Raw genomic sequence first — 21496 nt, 5'->3', positions numbered from 1 at the left:
ACCGGGTGGGGCGGTCAGCGCCGGACGGGGCGCAGCAGGCGTACCCGACCGGCGAGCTGCACCGCGACGGCGCCGCCGGCGCGGGCGACGGCCGGCAGCCGGCGGGATCGCGGCGGGTGGTGCCCGTCGTAGCGGCTGCCCGCCTCGCGGACGGCCAGCTCCTCCGCGCCGAGCGGGGGCAGCGTGCCCCGCTCGCGCAGGCTGCGGGCCAGGTCCCAGCCGTCGCGCAGCGAGCCGTTGGTGGGGCGTTCGGCCGCCCACTCGCGGAAGGTGTCCCACCAGGCGTCGCCGAGGGCGGCGGCGAGCAGCGGCCAGTGCCGGGCCACCTCGCCGGCCCGCTTGCCGAGCAGGGCGACCCGGGCGGCCCGCACCGGCCCGGGCGCGAAGCCGGCCGGGAGGGGCGCCCCGGCGACCAGCGCCGCCACCAGCGCCGCCTGCCGGGCGCCCAGTTCGCCGCCCGGCGCTCCGCCGGGCGGACCGGGCACCGTCCGGTCGCTCACGTGACCACCGGGAATCCGGAGGCGGCGGCGAGCGCGTCCAGCTCGGCCCGCAGGGCGGGCGCGGGCGGGTAGTGCCCGTCGCGTTCCAGCAGCAGCGCCGGGGGCCGGCGGCGGGCGCAGAGCGCGCCGACCAGGTCGAGCACCTCCGGCGGCACCGGGTCGGTGTGCGTGTCGTGGTAGAAGCCGCCCCGCTCGGCACCCCCGGCCACGTGCACGTAGGCGACCCGGTCCAGCGGGAGCCGGTCGAGCAGGGCGAGCGGGTCGCCGCCCCGGTTGCAGGCGTTGGCGTGCAGGTTGGCGACGTCGAGCAGCAGCGTCGCCCCGGTGGCGTCCAGGATCTCGGTGAGGAAGTCCGCCTCGTCCAGCTCGTCGTCGGGCCAGTCGAAGAGCGCGGCGATCGGCTCCAGCGCGATCGGCACCGGCAGCTGCGCCTGCGCCCGTCGGACGTTGGCCACCATCGCGGCCACCGCCTCCCGGCTGCGTGGCAGCGGCAGCAGGTGGCCGGCCTCCAGGCCGCCGGCCCGGACGAACGCGATGTGCTCGCTGACCAGCGGCGCGTCGAGGAGTTCGGCGACCCGGGCCAGGTGGGCCACCCGGGCCGGGTCGACCGGTTCCGCGCCGCCGAGGGAGAGCCGCACCCCGTGCGGTACGACCGTGACGTCGCGCCCGCGCAGCTCGGCCAGCCCCGGCGGGAGCGGGCCGGTCGACGGGACCGACTCGGCCACCACCTCGACGAAGCGCAGCCCGGGCAGTTCGGCGACGAACCCGGCGATCTCTGGCCGCCAGCCGATGCCCACGCCGCTCGGACCGGTCATCCGCCGCACCCACCGCCGCCGCCGCCGCACCCGCCACCGCCGCCGCAGGAGCTGCCGCCGCCACCGCAGGAACTGCCGCCGCCGCAGGAGCCGCCACTGCCGCCGCTGCTGTTCAGCGCCTGCCGCTGGATCTCGGCCTGCTCGGCGAAGCCCGGGTCCAGGGCCCAGAGCGAGGCGGTGCCGAACAGCGCCACCCCCATGGCCGCACCGGCCGCGCCGTAGGTGGCGTAGGCGGGTGCGGAGGCGGGGGCGAGGTGGCTGTTGCTCCGGCGCAGCTCGCGCACCGCGGCGTCGGCCGCCCGGGTACGCCACGGCACCCGGGAGAGCAGCACCAGCGGAACGATCAGGGCGAGGACGGCGAGCAGCAGGAACCCGACCGCTCGGCCATTGGCCAGCCCGGCGGCGATCCGGGCCGCGCCGAGCGCCATCAGCGCGAGCACCAGCCACGCGCCCCGACGCGCCGCGCCACGCTGCTCGGGGTCCAGCGCCAGGCCCTGTCGTTGCAGGCCCTCGCGCAGCTCGGTGAGGGCGCGGGACACCCGCTGTTCGCGGGCCAGCTCCCGGGTGTGCAGACCGTTCCGGGCGGCGTGGAGAACCGCCTGGTCCAGCGGGGTGAGGCCGCTGGGCAGCGGGCCGCCGGTGGTGAGCCGCCGGTCGGGGCGCACCCCGACCGCACCGCAGCCGCGCAGGCCGCCCAGCGCCGTCCAGATCGCGAGCTGGTCGCCGCCGTTGAGGTACGCGACCTGCTGCGGCCCGAGCTGGCCGGCCCCGACCGCCGGCTGCCCGGCGAGGATCCGGGACCGGTAGACGATCGAGCCGACGACGACCACCAGGGCCGCCAGCAGATAGAACCGGAGGAACGTCGGGCCCGAAATGCCCCAGGTGTCGGCCGCCAGCATCATGGCTCTGCTCCTGTCACGCGAGGGGATCGCGGCCTCATTGTGGAGCAGGGCCGCCACGCGCCGACCGTCGTGCTGGCCGAGTTACCAAGCCGATACGTCCGGCGGTCAGCGCCGGCGCACGGCCTCCTCGACCAGGTCCAGCACGGGGCCCAGGTCGCCGGCCGGCCGGCCCATCGCCAGGTGCAGCACCAGGCCGTCGTACGCCAGCTCCAGGAACTGGGCCAGCACGTCGATCGGGACGTCCTCGCGCAGCACTCCGGCCTCCCGCTGCCGGACCAGCCGGTCCCGGGTGGCCTCGGCGATGGCGGCCGAGCGCTCGGCCCAGCGGCGGGCGAACGCCGGGTCGGTGCGCAGCCGGCGGGAGACCTCCAGCTGGCTGCCCAGCCAGCCGGTGGTGTCGGGGGAGACCGCCCGGGCCAGCAGGTCCCGCATGACCTGGACGAGGCCGTTGCGGGCAACGGTCTCCACCATGGCCGCCGCGTCGTCCTCGGCCACGGCGAGGAAGAGCGAGTCCTTGTCGCGGAAGTGGTGGAAGATGGCGCCCCGGGACAGCCCGGTGGCCTCCTCCAGCCGGCGCACGGTGGCGCCCTCGTAGCCGTGCCGGGCGAAACAGGCTCGCGCCGCGGCGAGGATCTCCTGTCGGCGCGCGTCGAGCTGGTCCTGACTTACTCTGGGCACGGGTCGATCGTCCCAGCTGACCCTCCGTTACGCAAACCGTACGTACGGCTTGGGATCTTGCGTGGTGGGACGGGCCGGCCGGGGCGATCCGGTTAGGATCGGCGGGTGACGACGCCCCCGGTCGCCTCCGCCCCCGTTCCGTCCGCCCCGCTGACCGTCGCCGCCGTGCAGGCCGACCCGGTCCCCGGCGACGTGCCCGGCAACGCGCGGGTCGCCGCCGGCCTGGCCGTCCGGGCCGCCGGTGCCGGCGCCCGGGTCGCCGTGCTGCCGGAGCTGTTCCTGCCGGCGTACCATCCGCCGACGCTGGCCGCCGATCCGGCCGGCACGGACGTGGCCGCGACCGGCGACGGCGCGGTTGACGACCCCCGGCTCGACCCGCTGCGGGCCGCCGCCCGCGACAACCGGATCACCCTGGTCGTCGGCGCCGCGGTCCGCCACCCGGACGGCCGCCGGACCATCTCCGCCCTGGTCGCCGACCCGACCGGCGCGATCCGGGTCGGGTACGACAAGCAGCAGCTCTGGGGTGGCGAGCGGGAGCTGTTCGACGCCGGCCGGCGGGGTGCCACCCTGCTGGTCGACGACTGGCGGCTCGGGCTGGGCATCTGCTACGACGGGTGCTTCCCGGAGCACGCCCGGGCCGCCGCGGCCGACGGCGCGCACGGCTACCTCTGCCCGAGTGGCTACCTCGCCGGCTCGGCGCACCGGCGCGACCTCTACTACGCCGCCCGGGCCCTGGACAACACCATGTACGTCGTCTTCGCCAACGCCGTCGGAGGCGCCGACCCGTGGCGGTTCAACGGTGGCGCGGCGGTCTACGACCCGGAGGGGCGGCCGCTGGTGCGCGGCGCCGACGACGGTGAGGCCGTGCTGGTCGCCACCCTGGACCCGGCCGCGCTGGCGGCCACCCGCTCGGCCCACTCGATGCTCACCGACCGGCCCGCCGACCAGGGGCTCCCCCGAACGGCGCTGCCGGCCTGACGGACGTCGCCGCCCGCCCGGCCATGTCGACGGCGACCCCTCTCCCGTAAGGTGCCCGCGTGCCGCTGCTCCTGCTCGACCTGGACAACACCCTGCTCGACCGGGCGGGGCCGTTCCGCGCCTGGGGTGAGCGGTTCCTGGACAGCATCGGCGCGCCCCACACCGACATCGACTGGTTGCTCTCCATCGACGCCGACGGGCTCACCGACCGGTGGGACGTCGCCGACGCCATCCGCGACCGGTACGCGCTGCGCATCCCCTCGATCGACCTGGTCGAGGAACTGCACGACGGGGTGGTGGCGAACACCCGCCTCGACCCGCTGGTCGCCTGCGCGCTGCGGATCGCCGACGACGCCGGCTGGGTGCCGGTGGTCGTCACCAACGGCTCGGTCCGCCAGCAGGACGCCAAGATCCGGCAGACCGGGCTGGACCGGTACGTCGCCGACTGGGTGATCTCGGAGGAGGCCGGGGTCAGCAAGCCCAACCCGCGGATCTTCGCGCTGGCCGCCCAGCGGGCCCGGATGCCGCTGCGCGGGGCGTGGGTGGTGGGGGACAGCCCGGAGGCGGACATCGGCGGGGCGGCCGCCGTCGGCCTGCCCAGCGTCTGGTTGCACCGGGGGCGTACCTGGCCGGACAACCGGTTCGCCCCGACCCGCACCGTCGACTCGCTGATCGCGGCCGTCGCCACGGTGCTCGCGGCCTGAGGCAGGGGCGGCCCGGGCGGGATCCGGTAATTCGGTTGCCGCCGGCTCGGGCGGCGGTCAGCATGGTGCCGCGCGGGTGCGCAGCCGGGTCGAGCCCGGTCGAGGAGAAGGAGGTCGGTCATGGCCGTCTTTGCAGGGTCGTTCCACCTGCCTCCATCAGCCTCGATCAAGGGATCACCACTTCCGTGCGCGAACACGACCTCCCGGCGCCGCAGCGCCGTGGCCGCGGCAAGAGCCGCTTCGACGACGACGAACCACACTTCCTGAAGCACGGCCGGCACGTCGAGCCGGCCCTCGTCGAGCCCGACGACGAGCCCGAACCCGAGGACCGCTGGTCCTCCTGGGACGAGGCCGTCCACGGCCCCGAACCCCATCCCGAGTGGCTGGTCACCGAGCTGGCCGCCCGGGACACCGAGCTCGGTGTGCTCAAGACCGGCAAGGAGGCGGACGTCCACCTCGTCCGCCGTGCGGTGCCGGACACCGACCGGTCCTGCCTGCTGGCCGTCAAGCGCTACCGGGACGCCCAGCACCGGCTCTTCCACCGCGATGCCGGCTACCTGGAGGGGCGCCGGGTGCGGCGGTCCCGGGAGAACCGGGCGATGGCCGGGCGTACCGCGTTCGGTCGGCAGATGATCGCCGGGCAGTGGGCCGCGGCCGAGTTCGCCGCCCTCAGCCGGCTCTGGGAGATCGGCGCGGACTCCGGGCGGATCGCCGTGCCCTACCCGGTCCAGTTGATCGGCACCGAGCTGATGCTGGAGTTCGTCGGCGACGCCGACGAGGGCGCGGCGGCGCCCCGGCTGGCCCAGCTGCGCCCGGAGGCGGGCGAGCTGCGCTCGCTGTGGGAACAGATGGTGGACGCGCTGGTCGTGCTGGCCCGCGCCGGGTACGCCCACGGCGACCTGTCGCCGTACAACCTGCTGGTGCACCGGGGGCGCCTCGTCATGATCGACCTGCCGCAGGTGGTCGACGTGGTGGCCAACCCGCAGGGGCCGGAGTTCCTGGCCCGGGACGTGAAGGTGGTGGGCGCCTGGTTCGCCGCGCGGGGGCTGCCGGCGGCCGAGGTCGACCCGGCCGAGCTGACCGCGTTGCTGCTGCACGAGGCCGGCATCCGCTGATCCGGGTACGCCCCGGACGGTCCGCTGACCGTCCGGGGCGTACCCGTCCCGCCCGCCGGGCGTCGCCGCCCGCCTGGCCGCTCTACTGGAGGTAGCGCTCGACCTCCGGGATCGGGCGCTCGCCCTGAGAGTCCGGGTCGCCGTGCGCGCTCCGGGCCGCCCGGCGGCGGCGCAGCAGGTCCCAGCACTGGTCCAGGGACTCCTCCAACGCGCGCAGCCGCTCGCGTGCCTCGTCGTCGGTGCCGGACTCGTTGGCCTGCGCCGCGGAGCGCAGCCGGTGCTCCTCGTCGACGAGTTCCGAGATCCGGTTCAGGATGGTGGTGTCGTCCATGCCCCTGAGCCTGGCACAGGGCGCCCCGGCGCGCCCGGATTCGCACCCCCCGGACGGCGCCGCGTCGGGGTAGGTTCGGCCACCATGGCCCCTGTCGTACGCCCGCTGCGACCCGCCGACGTGCCGGCGGTCGCCGAGGTGCTGGCCGCCGCCGCGCCGTACCAGATGATCACCGAGGAGTGGCTGGGCTGGCGGCTCACCGGCGCGCCGGCCGCCGAGCGGTTCGGCGTGCTGGTCGCCGAGAGCGCCGGGAGAGTGGTCGGCGAGGCGCGGACCGGGCTGCTGCACGAGAGCGCGGATCCGGGGCTGGGCTTCGCCAACCTGTCGGTGCACCCGCGGTGGCGCGGCGCGGGTGCGGGCAGCGCCCTGCTCGTCGCCGCCGAGCGGCGGCTGGCCGAGCTGGGGGCGCTGGCCGCGTACGCGAAGGTGGCCGACGACCCGGCCAGCACCGGCTTCGCCGAGCGGCGCGGCTACCGGCGCGGACGGCGCGCCGAGTTCCTGCTGCTGGACCTGGCCGAGGCGGAGCTGCCCCCGGCCCCGGCGCTGCCGGCCGGGGTGCGGCTGCTCGCCGCGGCCGAGCTGCCCGACCCGCACCCGCTCTACCTGGCCGACCTCGACGCCTCCCGCGACGAGCCGGGCGAGGTGACGATGGACGAGATCAGCTACGCCGACTGGCGGACCGCCTACTGGGAGCGTCCCGACCTGGACCGGGACCTGACCACGGTGGCCGTCCGGGGCGGGGAGGTGCTCGCGTTCGGCTTCGCGCTGACCGACGGCCGGGTCCGCTACCGGTCGGGGATGACCGGCACCCGGCGCGGGCACCGGGGCCGGGGGCTGGCCCGCGCGGTCAAGCGCCGCTCGCTGAGCCGGGCCCGGGCGGCCGGGCTGCGGTACGCGTACACGAGCAACGACGCCGGTAATGTGCCGATGCTCACGCTGAACCGCCGATTAGGTTACCGGCCGGTGGCCGCGGAGTGGCGCTACCTGCGCGATCTGTCGAGCTGACGTCCGGAAGCGACCGTGCACAGTGGACGACTTCGTTGACTGTGAGAATTTCTCCGGACGCAAAATCTGGAAAAGCCTTTTCATCAGTGACATGCTCACCGCAACCGTCACGCGCCATCACCACAGCACCACGCAGCGCGAGGTGGCGCGGCACCGGAGGAGGACCCGTGCAGGTGAGCCATGACTGAGTCGACCGCCCCGGTTCACCGCAAGCCGCACGTCGCCACCCTGCGTCGCACGCTGCCCAAGCTGCTGCGCGACCCGCTGGGCACCCTGGTCGGCCTCGCCGACGCGACGCCCGGGCAGGTCGTCCGGCTGAACCTGGGCACCATCCGGCCGTACCTGGTCACCGAGCCGGCGCACGTCCAGCACGTGCTGCGGGACAACGCCGCGAACTACACCCGGGCCGGCGACAGCATGCTGTGGCGGTCGGTCCGGAAGCTGGGCGGTGACGGGATCCTCTCGGAGGGTCCGAAGTGGGAGGCGAGCCGGCGGCGGCTCCAGCCGCACTTCACCCCCAAGCGGCTCGACGCCGCCGTGGCCGACATGAGCCGGGCGATCAGCGACGCCGTGGACGAGCTGGCCGGCCCGGCGCGCGACGGCACCCCGGTCGACGCGGCCGCCGAGGTTTCCCGCATCATCTGCGCGGCCGTCAGCCGGGTCTTCTTCGGCGCCAAAATCGACACCGCCGACGCCAGACGGGTGGTCGTGGAGCAGAACACCGTGGCGACCGCGCTGCGGTTCCGGTTGCTCGCCCCGTTCCTGCCGGACGCCGTGCCGATGCCCGGCGACCGGGCCTTCCGTCGGGCCGTGCGGAACATCGACGAGATCCTGCTCCCGCTGGTCCGCGCCGAGCGCGCCAGCCCCGAGGGCGGCGACGACATCCTCGCCACGCTGGCCAGGGCCAGGGACGCCGACGGCAACAGGTTGGACGAGCGGCGGGTCCGCGACGACGTGGTGTCCACCTTCGCCACCACCACCGAGACCACGTACACGGTGCTCACCTGGCTCTTCCCGCTGCTGGAGCAGGTGCCCGACGTCGCCGCCCGGCTCTACGAGGAGATCGACCGGGTGGTCGGCCCCGGCGAGGTGGTCACCCGGGAGCAGGTCGGCGAGCTGCGCTACACCCGGATGGTGCTGGACGAGCTGCTCCGCGCCTATCCGTCGGGTTGGCTGGTCCCGCGGACGGCGGTCGCCGACGACGTCATCGGCGGCGCCCGGATCTCCGCCGGCGCGACGATCGCCCTCAGCCCCTACGTCACCCAGCGGCTGGCCCGGTTCTGGGACCGCCCGGAGGTCTTCGACCCGGAGCGCTTCGCCCCCGATGCGCCCCGGCGCGCGCACCGGTACGCCTACTTCCCGTTCGGTGGCGGCGCCCACCAGTGCATCGGGCAGTACCTGTTCCAGCTGGAGGCGACGCTGATCCTGGCGACCCTGTTCAGCCGGTTCCGGTACCGGCTCTGCGAGCCCGGGATGCCGGCACCGCAGCTCGCCGCCTCACTGCGAGCCGGGGGGCCGGTGCCGCTGATGCTCACCCCGCACCGCCAGCCGGCCCTGGCCTGACCGCCGTGGCACCTGACGTGCGGGCGATAGACGAGCTGCGGGAGGCCGCCGAGCACGGCCGGATCTGCGCCCTCGCCGCGCAGGGCCAGCGGGACCTGCACCGCTGCCTGGCCGCCCACCCGGACCTCTTCGCCGCCGGGCCCTTCGACGCGGCCCTGGCCAGCAGCGTCGCCCTGGCCATCGCGTTCAGCGCCCCCGAGTGCGACGCTGCCGAGCTGCGGTTGACCAACCGGGCGGTGCTCTGGGGGTTCGCGCTGGACTGGCAGGTGGACCACCTGGCCACCTCCGCCGCCGAGATCGACCAGCTGGTGCGCCGGCAGCTCGCGGTCGCCGCCGGGGCACCCGCGACGGCGAACGACCCGCTGGGCCGGTTCCTCGCCGAGTTCCGCGCCGACCTGGCCGCCGCGCCGGCCTTCGCCACGCTGGGCGGGGTGTGGCGGGAGGCGGTGCGCCGGACGCTGGAGGCGATGCGGCGGGAATGGCACTGGCGGACGGCCGGCCGCGACGACCTGCTGCCGCTGCCGTCGCTCGCCGACTACCTGGCCAACGCCGACAACCTGGCCTGCACCGTGGTGAACGTGGGGCACTGGATCTCCACCGGCGGCCCGGACACACCCGACCGGCTCGATCGGCTGGTCGCCGCCAGCGACGCGGTGCAACGCGCCCTGCGGCTGGTCAACGACCTGGCCACCTACGAGCGAGACCTGCGCTGGGGCGACCTCAACGCGATCATGCTGGTCGAGGACCGGGCCGTCGTCGAGCGGGAGCTGACCGGCCTTCTCGCCCGGGCCACCGAGCTGCTCGACGAGCTGCGCGCCGACTGCCCCCGGGAGGCGGCCTACCTGACCCGGCAGCTCGGCTACACCAGCGGCTTCTACCGGTCGACGGACTTCTGGGGGGTGGCGTGAGCACGGAGGCTCTGGCCCGGGACGCCGCACCGCCGGAGGATCCCGGGTACGCGATGGCGGCGGGCGAGCTGGTCGCCGGGTTGACCATCCGTCCGGCGGGCCGTACGTCCGCGTCGCCGTACGAGACCGGTCGGTTGGTCTCCCTGGCGCCCTGGCTGCCGCAGCACGCCGAACGGATCCGCTTCCTGCTCGCCGGGCAGCGCCCGGACGGCGGCTGGGGCGGGCCGGAGGGCTACGCGCTGGTGCCCACGCTGAGCGCCGTCGAGGGGCTGCTCGCCGCGCTGGAGCGGGACACCCCCGTCGGCTGGTCCCGGGACGGCGTGCGCAACGCCGTCGACCGGGCGCTGCGCCTGCTGTACGACCGGGCGGCCGGCCCGGCGACGTACCCCGTGCCGGACCTGCCGGCCGCGGACCTGATCGTCCCGGCGCTGGTCGAGCGGATCGGCGACCGGCTGGCCGAGCCGCCGGCGGCGCTTGCCGAGCGGCGCGCGGCCGGCCCGCCGCCGCTGCCGGCCGGCATGGACTCGCAGCGCCTCGACCGGGTACGCCTGCTCGCCCGGTCCGGCCGTCCGATGCCGCCGAAGCTGTGGCACGCGCTGGAGGTCCTCGGCCCGGCGGCGCGGCGACTGCCCACCGTGAGCCCCACCGCGTCGGGCGCGGTCGGCGCCTCCCCGGCCGCCACCGCCGCCTGGCTCGGCGGCCCCGACGGGAGCCCACCGGCCAGCGTGCACTACCTGCGCCAGGCGATCGCCGACAACGGGGGACCGGTGCCCTGCGCCACCCCGATCACGGTCTTCGAACGCTCCTGGGTGCTGGCCACCCTGGCCCGGGTGGGCGTGCCGCTGTCGGTGCCGGCCGGGATCCTCGCCGAGCTGCGCGCCGCGCTCGGCCCGGACGGCGCCGCCACCGGGCCGGGCCTGCCCACCGACGCCGACACCACCGCGGTCACCCTGTACGCGCTGGCGCGGCTGGGTCAACCGGCCGACCCGGCGTGCCTGGCCGGGTACGACACCGGAGAGCACTTCTGCACCTGGCAGGGGGAGAACGGCGCGTCGGTGACCACCAACGCGCACGTGCTGGAGGCGCTGGGCCGGCAGCCCGGCGACGGTGGCCCCCGGGCGGCGGGGGTGGTGCGCCGGCTCACCGGCTGGCTGCTCGACCGGCAGGAGGCCGACGGCCGGTGGGCCGACCGCTGGCACGCCTCGCCCTACTACGCCACCTGCTGTGCGGTGCTCGCCCTGCGCGAACACGGCGGTCCGTCGGCCCGGGCGGCGGTGGAGCGGGCGGTCGGCTGGGTGCTCGACAGCCAGCAGTCGGACGGCTCCTGGGGGCGGTGGGCCGGCACGGCGGAGGAGACCGCGTACGGCCTGCTCGTGCTCCTGGCGGGGCGGCCCTCGCCCTCGCTCGACGCGGCCGTGGCCGTGGCGGCCCGCCGGCTGTCCGCGATGGACGGTGAGCGCGACTGCCCTCCATTGTGGCACGACAAGGACCTGTACCATCCTGGACAGATCGTACGGGCGGCCGTGATCGCCGCGCGCAAGGCGGCGGGCGACCGGCTGCGCGGTGGCGCCCATACCCCGACAGACCCCTGGTCTGCACTGCTTGAGTGAACTTCCGGACACTGCTAGCGTGCGCCGGGGCCGGGGTCGCGCTTTTCGGCCAATCCGAAACGTGAATCAGGACCGGCGAGGGACGGGTGTGATGGGTTCCCGCAGTGCAAGTCTACGCACCAAGGTTGTGGCCCTGCTGGTCTCGCTGGCCGCGCTCTGGGCTTTCGCGGCCTGGGTGACCCTGCGCGACGGTCTCAACGTGCTCGGCGTGCAGACGCTCGACGCGCAGATCGCCGAGCCGAGTGAGTCGCTGCTCACCGAACTCCAGCGGGAACGCCGGATGTCGGCGGCCTACCTCGGCCGCCCGAGCCAGGAGCAGGCCGAGCAGCTGCGCGAGCAGCGCCGGCGCAGCGAGGAGCGGGCCGCCGACTTCGCCGAGTCGGCCCGCAGCTCGCGGGCCCGGCTTGCCTCCAGCGACGAGCTGGTGGAGCGGATCGACGAGGTGGTCACCCGGCTGGACGCCCTGGGCGCGGTGCGGGACGCGGTGGCCACCCGCGCCGTCGACCGGGCCGGCGCCGTCGACTCGTACACCGGGGTGCTCGACTCGCTGTTCCGGGTGTACGCGTCACTGGGCAAACTGGACGACGAGCAGATTGCCAAGGACACCGCCACGCTCACCCAGCTGGTCCGGGTGCGGGAGCTGATGTCCCAGGAGGACGCCCTCTTCGCCGGGGTGGCCGCCGCCGGTCGGATCAACGACCGGGAGTACGCCCAGTTCGCCCACCTGGTCGGCGCGCAGCGGTTCCTCGCCGGCGAGGCGCTGGCCGAGCTGCCCGACGCCGACCGTGAACGCTACGTGCGGATGACCGACGGGCAGTCCTTCGTCCGGCTGCGGTCGATGGAGGACCGGCTGGTCCGGGACGGCCGCCCCAACGCGCCACTGCCCGTCGAGGCCGACGACTGGCAGGCCGCCATCACCCCGGCGTTGCAGGAGCAGGAGGCCACGGTGCTGGCCAGCGGCGACGCGCTGGTCGACCGGGCCACCCCGGTGGCGATCTGGGTGATCGTCCGGATGGTGCTCGCCGCCGGCCTCGGCCTGATCGCCGTCATCGCCTCGGTGATCGTCTCGATCACCACCGCCCGCGCCCTGGTCCGTCAGCTCGAACGGCTGCGCGAGGCCGCCTTCCGGCTAGCCAACGAGCGGCTGCCCGGCGTCGTGGAGCGGCTCGGGCACGGCGAGCAGGTCGACGTCGCCACCGAGGCGCCACCGCTGGAGTTCGGCGACGACGAGATCGGCCAGGTCGGCAAGGCGTTCAACGTGGTGCAGGAGACCGCCGTGCGGACCGCGGTCGAGCAGGCCGAGCTGCGCCGCAACGTCCGCGAGGTCTTTCTCAGCCTGGCCCGGCGCACGCAGGCCCTGGTCCATCGCCAGCTCACCCTGCTCGACGCGATGGAGCGCCGCGAGCAGGACGCGGAGGAGCTGGAGGACCTGTTCCGGGTGGACCACCTGGCCACCCGGATGCGGCGCAACGCCGAGAACCTGATCGTGCTCTCCGGCTCGACCCCGGGCCGTGCCTGGCGACGCAACGTGCCCATGGTGGACGTGGTGCGCGGCGCGGTCGCCGAGGTCGAGGACTACACCCGGGTCAACGTGCTGCCGCTGGGGCCCGTCTCGCTCGCCGGCCGGGCGGTCGGTGACGTGATCCACCTGCTGGCCGAGCTGATCGAGAACGGCCTCTCCTTCTCCCCGCCGCACACCTCGGTGGAGGTGCGGGGCCAACTGGTCGCCAACGGCTTCGCCATCGAGATCGAGGACCGCGGCCTCGGCATGACCGAGGACGACCTGGCCGCCGCCAACGACCGCATCGCGGACCGCTCCGAGCTGAACCTGGCCAACGCCGCCCGGCTGGGCCTCTACGTGGTCAGCCGGCTGACCGAGCGGCACGGGGTGAAGGTGCAGCTCAAGGAGTCCGCGTACGGCGGCACCACCGCCATCGTGCTGATCCCCCTCGACCTGGTGGAGACCGGCCAGGACGCGAACACCTCCGGCGGCTTCCCGGTCGGCACCGGGTCGGCCCGGCCGGTCGCCGCAGGCGAGGACACGCCGCCGGCCGGGGCCCCGGCGGCCGACAGCGACACCGCCGCGGACGGCGATCCGGTGGACACTCCGGCGCTGCCGGTCCGGGCCGGGACTGCGCCGCCGCCGTCCGCGGCGGGGCTACCCACCCGGTCGCGGACCCGGCCCGGCCAGGGTGCCCTGACCGGCCCCACCGTGCCGACCGGCCTGCCGACCACCGTGGCCCGGCCCGCCGCGCCGCAGCGGCCCGCGACGGTCCCGACGCCGGTCGACGCGGCCGTGCCGGACGCGGCCACCGACGAGCGGACGTCCGCCGGCACGGACGACCGGACGCCGGCCGGCACGGACGGCCGGGTGACGGATTCCGGCCTGCCGGTGCGGGTACGGCAGGCCAACATCGTGCCGGAACTGCGCGCTGAGCAGGCGGCCGAGGACGAGCCCGACGAGCAGGCGGCGCGCCTGCCGGAGCAGGTGCGCAAGATGATGAGCTCCTACCAGACGGGCACCCGGCGTGGCCGGACCGATGCCGCCCGCCTGCTGGGAGGCGCCGCCACCGGGGCGCGGTCCGGCAACGGGCCGGAGAACGGGGACGGTCAGGCGACCTGACGGCGGCGCGAGGAGAAGCGACCGCGCGACGGGGCACGGCAATACCGACGTACGGCGACACCAGCCGGGGGAGAAGAGGACGACGAGTGGGGCAGAAGACGGCTTCGAGTGCCGACCTGACGTGGCTGCTGGACGATCTGGTCGGTCGGGTGAAGCAGGCCGAACACGCCGTGGCGCTCTCCTCCGACGGCCTGCTGATGGCCTCGTCGCGGGGGCTGAGCCGGGACGACGGTGAGCACCTGGCGGCGATGGCGGCCGGGATCCAGAGCCTGGCCCGGGGCGCGGGCAAACGGTTCGGCGGCGGGCAGGTCCAGCAGACCATCATCGAGATGCAGTCGTCGTTCCTGTTCGTGACGGCGGCCGGGCGCAACGCCTGCCTGGCGGTGCTCGCCGCCGAGGACGCCGACGTCGGTCTGATCGCCTACGAGATGGCGATGCTGGTGACCCGGGTGGGCAAGTTCGTCGCGTCGCCGACCCGGGGGCTCGACCAGCCGGCTGGCGGGAAGTAGCGGCGATGAGGGTCGAGGGCGGTTCCGAGGACAGGTGGGTGGACGACCACGCCGGACCGGTGGTCCGCCCGTACGCGGTCACCCGCGGCCGGGCCCGCCCGGTCACCGGCACGTTCGACCTCATCTCCCTGGTGACGGCGACCCGCGCGGATGCCGGCGCGGAGTCCGGGCTGGGCCCGGAACACCTGGCGATCGTCGCGCTCTGCCAGCGGATGCAGTCCGTGGCGGAGGTCGCCGCCCATCTGGACCTGCCGGTGGGGACCGTCCGGGTCCTCCTCGGCGACCTGGTGGCCCGCGAACTGGTGATGGTGCGGCCGCCGCGCGGCAGCGCCGGCCTACCTGACGAGAGCGTCTTCGAGGCGGTGATCAATGGACTACGGGCACTCTGACCGGCCGGCGGGAGCGCCGCCGCTGCCCACCGCGATCAAGATCCTGATCGCCGGCGGCTTCGGCGCGGGCAAGACCACCATGGTCGGCTCGGTGAGCGAGACCAGGCCGCTGCGCACCGAGGAGGTGCTGACCGAGACGGGCATCGGGGTCGACGACCTGTCCGGCGTGGAGGACAAGACCACCACCACGGTGGCGATGGACTTCGGTCGGATCACCATCAGCGACGACCTGGTGCTCTACCTCTTCGGCACCCCGGGCCAGGACCGGTTCTGGTTCGTCTGGGACGAGCTGGCCCTCGGCGCGATCGGCGCGGTGGTGCTGGCGGACACCCGCCGGCTGGCCGACTGCTTCCCCTCGATCGACTACTTCGAGGAGCGGGGCACCCCGTTCGTGGTGGCGGTGAACTGCTTCGAGGATGCCCGGCGCTACCAGCTGGACGAGGTGCAGGCGGCGCTCAACCTGGACCCGGGCGTGCCGGTGCTGCTCTGCGACGCCCGGCAGCGGGAGTCCAGCCGGGACGTGCTGGTCACGCTCATGGAGCACGCCATGAAGACCCGGGAGGCCCGCCGCCGCGAGGACTGACCGGCGCGATCGACACCGGTTGCGGCGTGTCGCGGTGTCCAGCTACCCGGATACGGCGACACGCCGCATTTCGCGGCGGGCGCGCGCCCGGGAACGTCGAAGGCCCCCGGCGGAACGCCGGGGGCCTCTCGGAGTCGGGGGATCAGCCGCGCTTGGCCGTCTCCACGAACCGTCGCCAGGCGGCCGGTGCGAAGGTGAGGGCCGGACCGGCGGGGTCCTTGGAGTCGCGTACGCCCACGACGCCCGCGAGGTTGTCCGCGACCTCGACGCAGTCGCCGCCGTTGCTGCCGCTCTTCGTGCTCTTGCGCCACTGTGCGCCAGTCAGGTCCATGATGCCGCTGCTTCTTTCAAGAGGTCCAGGGATCGCTGTCGGGGCAGAGCCTCGCCGCGTAAGCGTTCCCACCTTCGCTCCAGCGTAGCAATCTCGGATGCCTGCTCGATGATCTGCGCACGCGCCTGACTGTCGACGTGCCCCACCCGCGTCCCGTCCGGCAGTTCGGCGAGCATGAATGGCCCGTTCAGCCCGGGATACGCGGCCGTGTCTCGGGGCACCACATGAAGCTGGAGGTTCGGTAGCTCGGCGCAGCTCACGAGATGTGCGAGCTGAGCGGCCATGAGATCCCGACCGCCGACCTGCCGACGAATGACACCCTCGTCCAACACCGCGACGAACAAGGGCCCGCACTCACGGACCAGGATCGACTGTCGAGCTATCCGGGCCGCGACCAACTCTTCAACCTTGGTCGGTGCCAACGCCTCCCACTCAAGCGTCACGCGCGCGTACGCCTCGGTCTGAAGCAGCCCCGGCACCCAGGCGAGTTGGAACGCGCGCAGTGCGACAGCGTCCCGCTCGATGTCGACCCAGGGCCGGAACCACACCGGCTCGCGCCGGTGAGCCGCGTCCGGCCAGAGCGTGTCGGGGTGCTGTCCGAGGATGCTCGCGACCGTGGCGCGGTGCCGGCTCTGCGGGATGTGTCCCGGGTTGGCCCACCGGGCGACGGTCTTCGGATGCACCCCCAGGCGGTCCGCGAGGCTCTCGGCCGTGTGGCCCGCCTCGGCCAGCGCGGCGACAAACGCATGGTTCATGCCTGTCCTCTCAGGAACAAAACAACCGTCCAAAGAAGATTAGCGAACGCTGTGTGATTGTCTGACGACCCTCGGCAAGCTGCCGGTTAGCCGATGCCGAAGGAGCAAAGACGATGCCTGAGGACAAGCCGCGGCCGGTTCCGAAGCCGAGGTACCACCCGCCACCGGCCCGCCCGACCGTGCCTGGGCCGATCGGGCCGCCCACCCCTGCGTACCGTGGCCCCGGCGGGGTGACGAACGTCGTGCCCGCATCGCGCTGGCGGACCGGGAGTGGCCCGGTCGCCGCGCACACCGCAGGCGGCCCGTGGTGGAGGTGCGACGCCTGCGGTCGGGACTGGCCCTGCCCGACGCTGCGCGCGACTCCGACGAACGCGTCCCGGCGGGCGACCCTGATCCCCGAGTTCTCCCGGATCACCCGCCGGGCGATCCGCGACCTTCGCGGCCGGCCCGGCGGCCCGGACCCGATCGCCATCGTCCGCCGCTTCCTCTGGTTCCTGCCCCTCACCGATGAGGAGGCCCGCGCCGTCGCGCTGAGGCTGCGATGAGCAGCGGCCCGCGCCCGAGGTTCGGTGCCGGTGACGTCGTTGTGCTGTCTCGGGCTGCCTCTCCGCAGTTCGTGGCACCGATCGTCGTCCGGGTGATTCGCGAGATGGGCGACCGGCACCCGCCCCACGGGTGGACCTGGATCGAGGGCTACCAGCTCGATTCCCGGGGTCTCGCGACCGCCAAGCGTGAGCTGTTCGTGCTGGTCGAGGGGGTGCGCCGGGCTGCTGGGCCCGCGTCGACCGGTCCCGCCCGGTGCCGACCGGCCACGCGGCGCTCGGACCGCGCGACGGAGCGAGGCCCGCCGCGCGCGACCGGGAAATGGCCGAAGGGCCGCTCCCCGCGAGTGCGGGGAGCGGCCCTTCGGCCGTACGAGGTCAGCTCGCGATCATCCGGCGCAGCACGTACTGCAGGATGCCGCCGTGCCGGTAGTAGTCCGCCTCGCCCGGGGTGTCGATCCGGACCACGGCGTCGAACTCCACGCCGGTGTCGGTGGTGACCTGCACCGTGCGCGGGGTGTCGCCGTCGTTGAGCGCGGTCACGCCGGTGATGGAGAAGGTCTCCGTGCCGGTGAGGCCGAGCGACTCCGAGGTGGTGTCCACCGGGAACTGCAGCGGCAGCACGCCCATGCCGATCAGGTTGGAGCGGTGGATCCGCTCGTACGACTCGGCGATGACCGCCTTGACGCCGAGCAGCATGGTGCCCTTGGCCGCCCAGTCGCGCGACGAGCCGGAGCCGTACTCCTTGCCGGCCAGGATGACCAGCGGGACGCCCGCCTCCTGGTACGCCATCGAGGCGTCGTAGATCGAGCTCTGCTCGCCGGTCAGGTGGTTGACCGTGAAGCCGCCCTCGACGCCCGGGACCAGTTGGTTGCGCAGCCGGATGTTGGCGAAGGTGCCCCGGATCATCACCTCGTGGTTGCCTCGCCGCGAGCCGTACGAGTTGAACTCGTGGCGCGGCACGCCGTGCTCGGCGAGGTACTTACCGGCGGGGGAGTCGGCCTTGATCGAGCCGGCCGGGGAGATGTGGTCGGTGGTCACCGAGTCACCCAGCTTGGCCAGCACCCGCGCGTCGGCGATGTCGGTGACCGAGCTCGGCTCCTGCCGCATGCCCTCGAAGTACGGGGGCTTGCGGACGTAGGTGGAGTCGTCCGCCCAGGCGAAGGTGTCGCCGGTCGGGGTGGGCAGCGACTGCCAGCGCTCGTCGCCGGCGAAGACGTCGGCGTACGCGGCGCTGAAGCCGGTGGCGCCGATCGCCTGGGCGATGACGTCCTGGATCTCGGTGCTGTTCGGCCAGATGTCGCGCAGGAAGACCGGGTTGCCCTCGGTGTCCTCGCCGAGCGGCTCGTTGGCCAGGTCGATGTCCATCGTGCCGGCGAGCGCGTACGCGACCACCAGCGGCGGGGACGCCAGGTAGTTCATCTTGACGTCCGGGTTGATCCGGCCCTCGAAGTTCCGGTTGCCGGAGAGCACCGAGACGACGGCGAGGTCGCCCTCGTTGACCGCGGCGGAGACCTCCTCCGGCAGCGGGCCGGAGTTGCCGATGCAGGTGGTGCAGCCGTAGCCGACCAGGTTGAAGCCGAGCTTGTCCAGGTAGGGCGTGAGGCCGGCGCGGTCGTAGTAGTCCATGACGACCTTGGAGCCCGGCGCCAGGGTGGTCTTCACCCACGGCTTGCGGGTGAGGCCCTTGTCGACCGCGTTGCGGGCGAGCAGCGCGGCGCCGATCATCACCTGCGGGTTGGAGGTGTTGGTGCAGGAGGTGATGGCGGCGATCACCACGGCGCCGTGGTCCAGCTCGTACTCGACGCCGTCGGGGCTGGTCACCCGGACCGGGTTGGTGGCGCGCCCGCCGGCGCCGGCCGCGGCGGTCTCCAGGTCGCGCGGCTCGTCGGCCGGGTCGCTGAACTCGTTGGCCGGCGGGTCGCTGGCCGGGAAGGACTCGGCGCTGGCCTCGTCGGCCGGGCCGTTGGCGCCGCGCGGCAGCTGCTCGCGGGCGACGCCCGGCTTGAGGTCACGCTCACCGGCGGAGTCGTCGGCGACGTAGTCGGTCAGCGCGGAGCGGAACAGCGTCTTGGCGCTGCCCAGCGGCACCCGGTCCTGCGGGCGCTTCGGCCCGGCCAGCGACGGCTCGATGGTGCCCAGGTCGAGCTCCAGCCGCTCGGAGTACTCCGGCTCGCGCTCCGGGTCGTGCCAGAGGCCCTGCTCCTTGGCGTACGCCTCGACGAGCGCGACCTGCTGCGGGTCGCGGCCGGTCAGCTCCAGGTAGCGGACGGTCTCGGCGTCGATCGGGAAGATCGCCACGGTGGAGCCGTACTCCGGGGACATGTTGCCGATGGTGGCCCGGTTGGCCAGCGGCACGGCGCTGACGCCGGGGCCGTAGAACTCGACGAACTTGCCGACCACGCCGTGCTTGCGCAGCATCTCGGTGATGGTCAGCACCAGGTCGGTGGCGGTGGTGCCGGCCGGCATCTCACCGTGCAGCTTGAAGCCGACGACCCGGGGGATCAGCATGCTGACCGGCTGGCCGAGCATCGCGGCCTCGGCCTCGATGCCGCCGACGCCCCAGCCCAGCACGCCCAGGCCGTTGACCATCGTGGTGTGCGAGTCGGTGCCGACCACGGTGTCCGGGTACGCCTGGCCGTTGCGCTCCATGACCGTGCGGGCCAGGTACTCGATGTTGACCTGGTGCACGATGCCGGTGCCCGGCGGGACGACCTTGAACTCGTTGAACGCGGTCTGGCCCCAGCGCAGGAACTGGTAGCGCTCCTTGTTGCGCTCGTACTCCAGCTCGACGTTGCGCGCGAAGGCGTCCTCGCGGCCGAACAGGTCGGCGATGACGGAGTGGTCGATGACCAGCTCGGCCGGAGCGAGCGGGTTGACCTTGGTGGCGTCGCCGCCGAGGTCGCGGACGGCCTCCCGCATGGTGGCCAGGTCCACGACGCAGGGCACGCCGGTGAAGTCCTGCATGAGCACCCGCGCCGGGGTGAACTGGATCTCCACGCTGGGGTCGGCGGTCGGGTCCCAGCCGCCGAGCTGGCGGATGTGGTCGGCGGTGATGTTCGCGCCGTCCTCGGTCCGCAGCAGGTTCTCCAGCAGGACCTTCAAGCTGTAGGGCAGCCGGTCGTGGCCCTCCACCTTGTCAATCCTGAAAATCTCGTAGCTCGCGTCTCCGACGCGTAGCTGGGTCTTCGCACCGAAGGTGTCGAGGCTCGCCACGTCGTACTCCTTCACACCAGCGACCGTGAGTAGTCCTGAGCAGTCTGTCGCACCGGTCGGAGCGCCGCCCAGGTTAGGTGACACTTACCGCCGATTGTCGTCGTCAACAAAACCGTACGTCCGTCTTGCTATTCGCGCAACCTCGTGCCAGGGTTCGGGACGAGGAGGTGCCACCATGATCCATCACGTCCTGCTCGCCTGCCCACGCGGCTCCGAGGAGGCCTCCCGGGCCTTCTACGCCGGCCTGCTCGGCCTGGTCGAAAAGCCCAAACCGCCGGCCCTCGCCGCCCGCGGTGGTTGCTGGTTCACCGGGTACGGCGCGGAGCTGCACCTGGGCGTCGAGGACGGCTTCCGCCCCGCCCGCAAGGCGCACCCGGCCCTGCTCCGCCCCGACCTGGACGACCTCGCCGCCCGGCTGGCCGCCGCCGGGCACCCGGTCACCTGGGGTGACGACGAGTTGCCCGGCATGCGGCGGTTCCACACCGAGGACCCGCACGGCAACCGGCTGGAGTTCGTCGCCCCGATCACCGGCTGAGACGCCGCCGCTCCGCGCCGGCCGCCCCGCTCCGACGGGGGTGAGCGGGACGGCCGAACTGCCGAGCACCCCACCCGGCTTCGGCGGCGGGGGTAGGGTTCGGGGTCGGATCGGAAGGGGTGGCGGGTGGTCGACGTACAGCACTGGCTCTCCGCGCTGCCCCCGGTCGCGGTCTATCTGATCGTCGCCGGGGTGATCGGTGTCGAGAGCATGGGTGTCCCGCTCCCCGGCGAGATCGTGCTGGTCAGCTCCGCCCTGCTGGCCGCCGCGGGGGTGGTCGAGCCGGAGTGGGTGGCCTGCGCCGCGGCGTTCGGCGCCATCCTCGGCGACTCCATCGGGTACGCGGTGGGCCGGCGCGGCGGCCGTCCGCTGCTGGCCCGGTTGGGGCGGCGCTTCCCCCGACACCTCGGCCCCGCGCAACTCGCCCGAGCCGAGCAGAGCTTCGCCCGGCACGGCGTGTGGGCGGTCTTCTTCGGCCGGTTCGTCGCGCTGCTGCGCATCCTGGCCGGGCCCCTCGCGGGCGCGCTGCACGTGCCGTACCGCCGGTTCCTGGTCGCCAACGCGGCCGGCGGCCTGGTCTGGGCCTTCGGCACGACCTACCTGCTCTACTCCGTCGGCCGGGCCGCCGAGCACTGGCTCAAGGACATCTCCTGGGCGGGCCTGGTCCTCGCGGTGCTCGCCGGACTGGGCAGCACCTGGTGGCTGCGGCGCCGGGCCCGGCACCTGGGCCAGGAGCCCACGTCGGAGCCGGCCGAGCCGGTCCGGGCCGGCCGCGACGGCTGACCCGCCACCACCAGAGACGACGAAAGGGCCGGCCCCGGGTGGGGCCGGCCCTTGTCGTTGGTGGGTCAGGCGGTGGCGGAGTAGCCGCGGGTGGCGATCCAGTCGGCGAGGTTGTCGACGC

General features: G+C 74.2%; 22 protein-coding genes. 14 read left to right on the top strand and 8 right to left on the bottom strand.

Annotated elements, in window-relative coordinates; translation table 11 throughout:
• Positions 1–14: 14 nt before the first annotated feature.
• From V6U89_RS25880 to V6U89_RS25865, 4 genes are all read right to left on the bottom strand, one after another.
• Positions 15–500, bottom strand: a complete 486-nt coding sequence (locus V6U89_RS25880) for a hypothetical protein (RefSeq protein ID WP_334574483.1) — start codon at positions 498–500, stop codon at positions 15–17.
• Positions 497–1315, bottom strand: coding sequence for a DUF692 domain-containing protein (locus tag V6U89_RS25875; RefSeq protein WP_334574481.1), 819 nt, complete (start codon positions 1313–1315; stop codon positions 497–499). Before V6U89_RS25875 ends, V6U89_RS25880 begins: the two co-directional genes overlap by 4 nt.
• On the bottom strand, positions 1312–2214 hold the full coding sequence (locus V6U89_RS25870; RefSeq protein WP_334574545.1) for a TIGR04222 domain-containing membrane protein: 903 nt from the start codon (positions 2212–2214) through the stop codon (positions 1312–1314). Before V6U89_RS25870 ends, V6U89_RS25875 begins: the two co-directional genes overlap by 4 nt.
• Before the next feature lie 108 nt (positions 2215–2322).
• Complete coding sequence (locus V6U89_RS25865) at positions 2323–2895, bottom strand: TetR/AcrR family transcriptional regulator (RefSeq protein WP_334574480.1); 573 nt, start codon at positions 2893–2895, stop codon at positions 2323–2325.
• A 105-nt stretch (positions 2896–3000) separates the two neighbouring features.
• Between V6U89_RS25865 and V6U89_RS25860 the strand changes: the two genes are divergently transcribed.
• The 3 genes from V6U89_RS25860 to V6U89_RS25850 all read left to right on the top strand — a co-directional run bounded on the left by V6U89_RS25860 (position 3001) and on the right by V6U89_RS25850 (position 5692).
• A complete protein-coding gene (locus tag V6U89_RS25860) occupies positions 3001–3873 on the top strand; it encodes a carbon-nitrogen hydrolase family protein (protein WP_334574477.1) in 873 nt (290 codons plus the stop codon).
• Positions 3874–3932: 59 nt separating this feature from the next.
• Entirely contained in the window at positions 3933–4577 is a 645-nt protein-coding gene (locus tag V6U89_RS25855) for an HAD family hydrolase (RefSeq protein ID WP_334574475.1), read from the top strand.
• A 185-nt stretch (positions 4578–4762) separates the two neighbouring features.
• Positions 4763–5692: a serine protein kinase RIO gene (locus tag V6U89_RS25850; protein WP_334574473.1), complete on the top strand. Its 930-nt coding sequence runs from the start codon at positions 4763–4765 to the stop codon at positions 5690–5692.
• A gap of 82 nt (positions 5693–5774) precedes the next feature.
• Here V6U89_RS25850 and V6U89_RS25845 read toward each other — a convergent pair whose 3' ends face one another.
• Positions 5775–6023 carry a DUF2630 family protein gene (locus tag V6U89_RS25845; protein ID WP_334574470.1) on the bottom strand — a complete coding sequence of 83 codons (249 nt, stop codon included), beginning with the start codon at positions 6021–6023 and terminating at the stop codon, positions 5775–5777.
• 84 nt (positions 6024–6107) lie between these two features.
• On the opposite strand from V6U89_RS25845, the gene V6U89_RS25840 reads away from it, so the two are divergent.
• The 8 genes from V6U89_RS25840 (at position 6108) to V6U89_RS25805 (ending at position 15213) form a co-directional block, all read left to right on the top strand.
• Positions 6108–7028, top strand: a complete 921-nt coding sequence (locus tag V6U89_RS25840) for a GNAT family N-acetyltransferase (RefSeq protein ID WP_334574467.1) — start codon at positions 6108–6110, stop codon at positions 7026–7028.
• A 180-nt stretch (positions 7029–7208) separates the two neighbouring features.
• Positions 7209–8591 carry a cytochrome P450 gene (locus V6U89_RS25835; RefSeq protein WP_334574465.1) on the top strand — a complete coding sequence of 461 codons (1383 nt, stop codon included), beginning with the start codon at positions 7209–7211 and terminating at the stop codon, positions 8589–8591.
• Between the two features lie 5 nt (positions 8592–8596).
• Entirely contained in the window at positions 8597–9499 is a 903-nt protein-coding gene (locus V6U89_RS25830) for a terpene synthase family protein (protein WP_334574463.1), read from the top strand.
• Complete coding sequence (locus V6U89_RS25825; RefSeq protein WP_334574460.1) at positions 9496–11109, top strand: prenyltransferase/squalene oxidase repeat-containing protein; 1614 nt, start codon at positions 9496–9498, stop codon at positions 11107–11109. Before V6U89_RS25830 ends, V6U89_RS25825 begins: the two co-directional genes overlap by 4 nt.
• A 91-nt stretch (positions 11110–11200) precedes the next feature.
• The gene (locus V6U89_RS25820) at positions 11201–13732 is read left to right on the top strand and encodes a sensor histidine kinase (RefSeq protein ID WP_334574458.1); all 2532 of its coding nucleotides are present in this window, start codon (positions 11201–11203) and stop codon (positions 13730–13732) included.
• A gap of 86 nt (positions 13733–13818) precedes the next feature.
• Complete coding sequence (locus tag V6U89_RS25815) at positions 13819–14241, top strand: roadblock/LC7 domain-containing protein (RefSeq protein WP_088961283.1); 423 nt, start codon at positions 13819–13821, stop codon at positions 14239–14241.
• Positions 14242–14246: 5 nt separating this feature from the next.
• Positions 14247–14630 carry a DUF742 domain-containing protein gene (locus V6U89_RS25810; protein WP_334574456.1) on the top strand — a complete coding sequence of 128 codons (384 nt, stop codon included), beginning with the start codon at positions 14247–14249 and terminating at the stop codon, positions 14628–14630.
• Positions 14611–15213, top strand: coding sequence for a GTP-binding protein (locus V6U89_RS25805; protein ID WP_088961285.1), 603 nt, complete (start codon positions 14611–14613; stop codon positions 15211–15213). The genes V6U89_RS25810 and V6U89_RS25805 overlap by 20 nt, the downstream gene beginning before the upstream one ends.
• Before the next feature lie 142 nt (positions 15214–15355).
• Here the strand turns inward: V6U89_RS25805 and V6U89_RS25800 are convergent, their stop codons facing one another.
• Positions 15356–15544: a DUF397 domain-containing protein gene (locus tag V6U89_RS25800; protein ID WP_334574451.1), complete on the bottom strand. Its 189-nt coding sequence runs from the start codon at positions 15542–15544 to the stop codon at positions 15356–15358.
• Positions 15535–16299, bottom strand: coding sequence for a DUF5753 domain-containing protein (locus V6U89_RS25795; protein WP_334574449.1), 765 nt, complete (start codon positions 16297–16299; stop codon positions 15535–15537). Before V6U89_RS25795 ends, V6U89_RS25800 begins: the two co-directional genes overlap by 10 nt.
• A 230-nt stretch (positions 16300–16529) precedes the next feature.
• Here V6U89_RS25795 and V6U89_RS25790 point away from each other — a divergent pair, with 230 nt between their 5' ends.
• The gene (locus tag V6U89_RS25790; RefSeq protein ID WP_334574447.1) at positions 16530–16844 is read left to right on the top strand and encodes a hypothetical protein; all 315 of its coding nucleotides are present in this window, start codon (positions 16530–16532) and stop codon (positions 16842–16844) included.
• A gap of 375 nt (positions 16845–17219) precedes the next feature.
• Here the strand turns inward: V6U89_RS25790 and V6U89_RS25785 are convergent, their stop codons facing one another.
• Entirely contained in the window at positions 17220–20072 is a 2853-nt protein-coding gene (locus tag V6U89_RS25785) for an aconitate hydratase (protein WP_334574445.1), read from the bottom strand.
• 160 nt (positions 20073–20232) lie between these two features.
• On the opposite strand from V6U89_RS25785, the gene V6U89_RS25780 reads away from it, so the two are divergent.
• Positions 20233–20592: a VOC family protein gene (locus V6U89_RS25780; protein ID WP_154936058.1), complete on the top strand. Its 360-nt coding sequence runs from the start codon at positions 20233–20235 to the stop codon at positions 20590–20592.
• Between the two features lie 126 nt (positions 20593–20718).
• Positions 20719–21375: a DedA family protein gene (locus V6U89_RS25775; RefSeq protein ID WP_334574442.1), complete on the top strand. Its 657-nt coding sequence runs from the start codon at positions 20719–20721 to the stop codon at positions 21373–21375.
• Positions 21376–21496: the final 121 nt, after the last annotated feature.

Source organism: Micromonospora sp. CPCC 206171, assembly GCF_036906755.1.
Lineage (GTDB): Bacteria > Actinomycetota > Actinomycetes > Mycobacteriales > Micromonosporaceae > Micromonospora > Micromonospora purpureochromogenes.
Note: the sequence above shows the minus strand (reverse complement) of the source record. Positions and strands in the feature narration are given on the sequence as shown.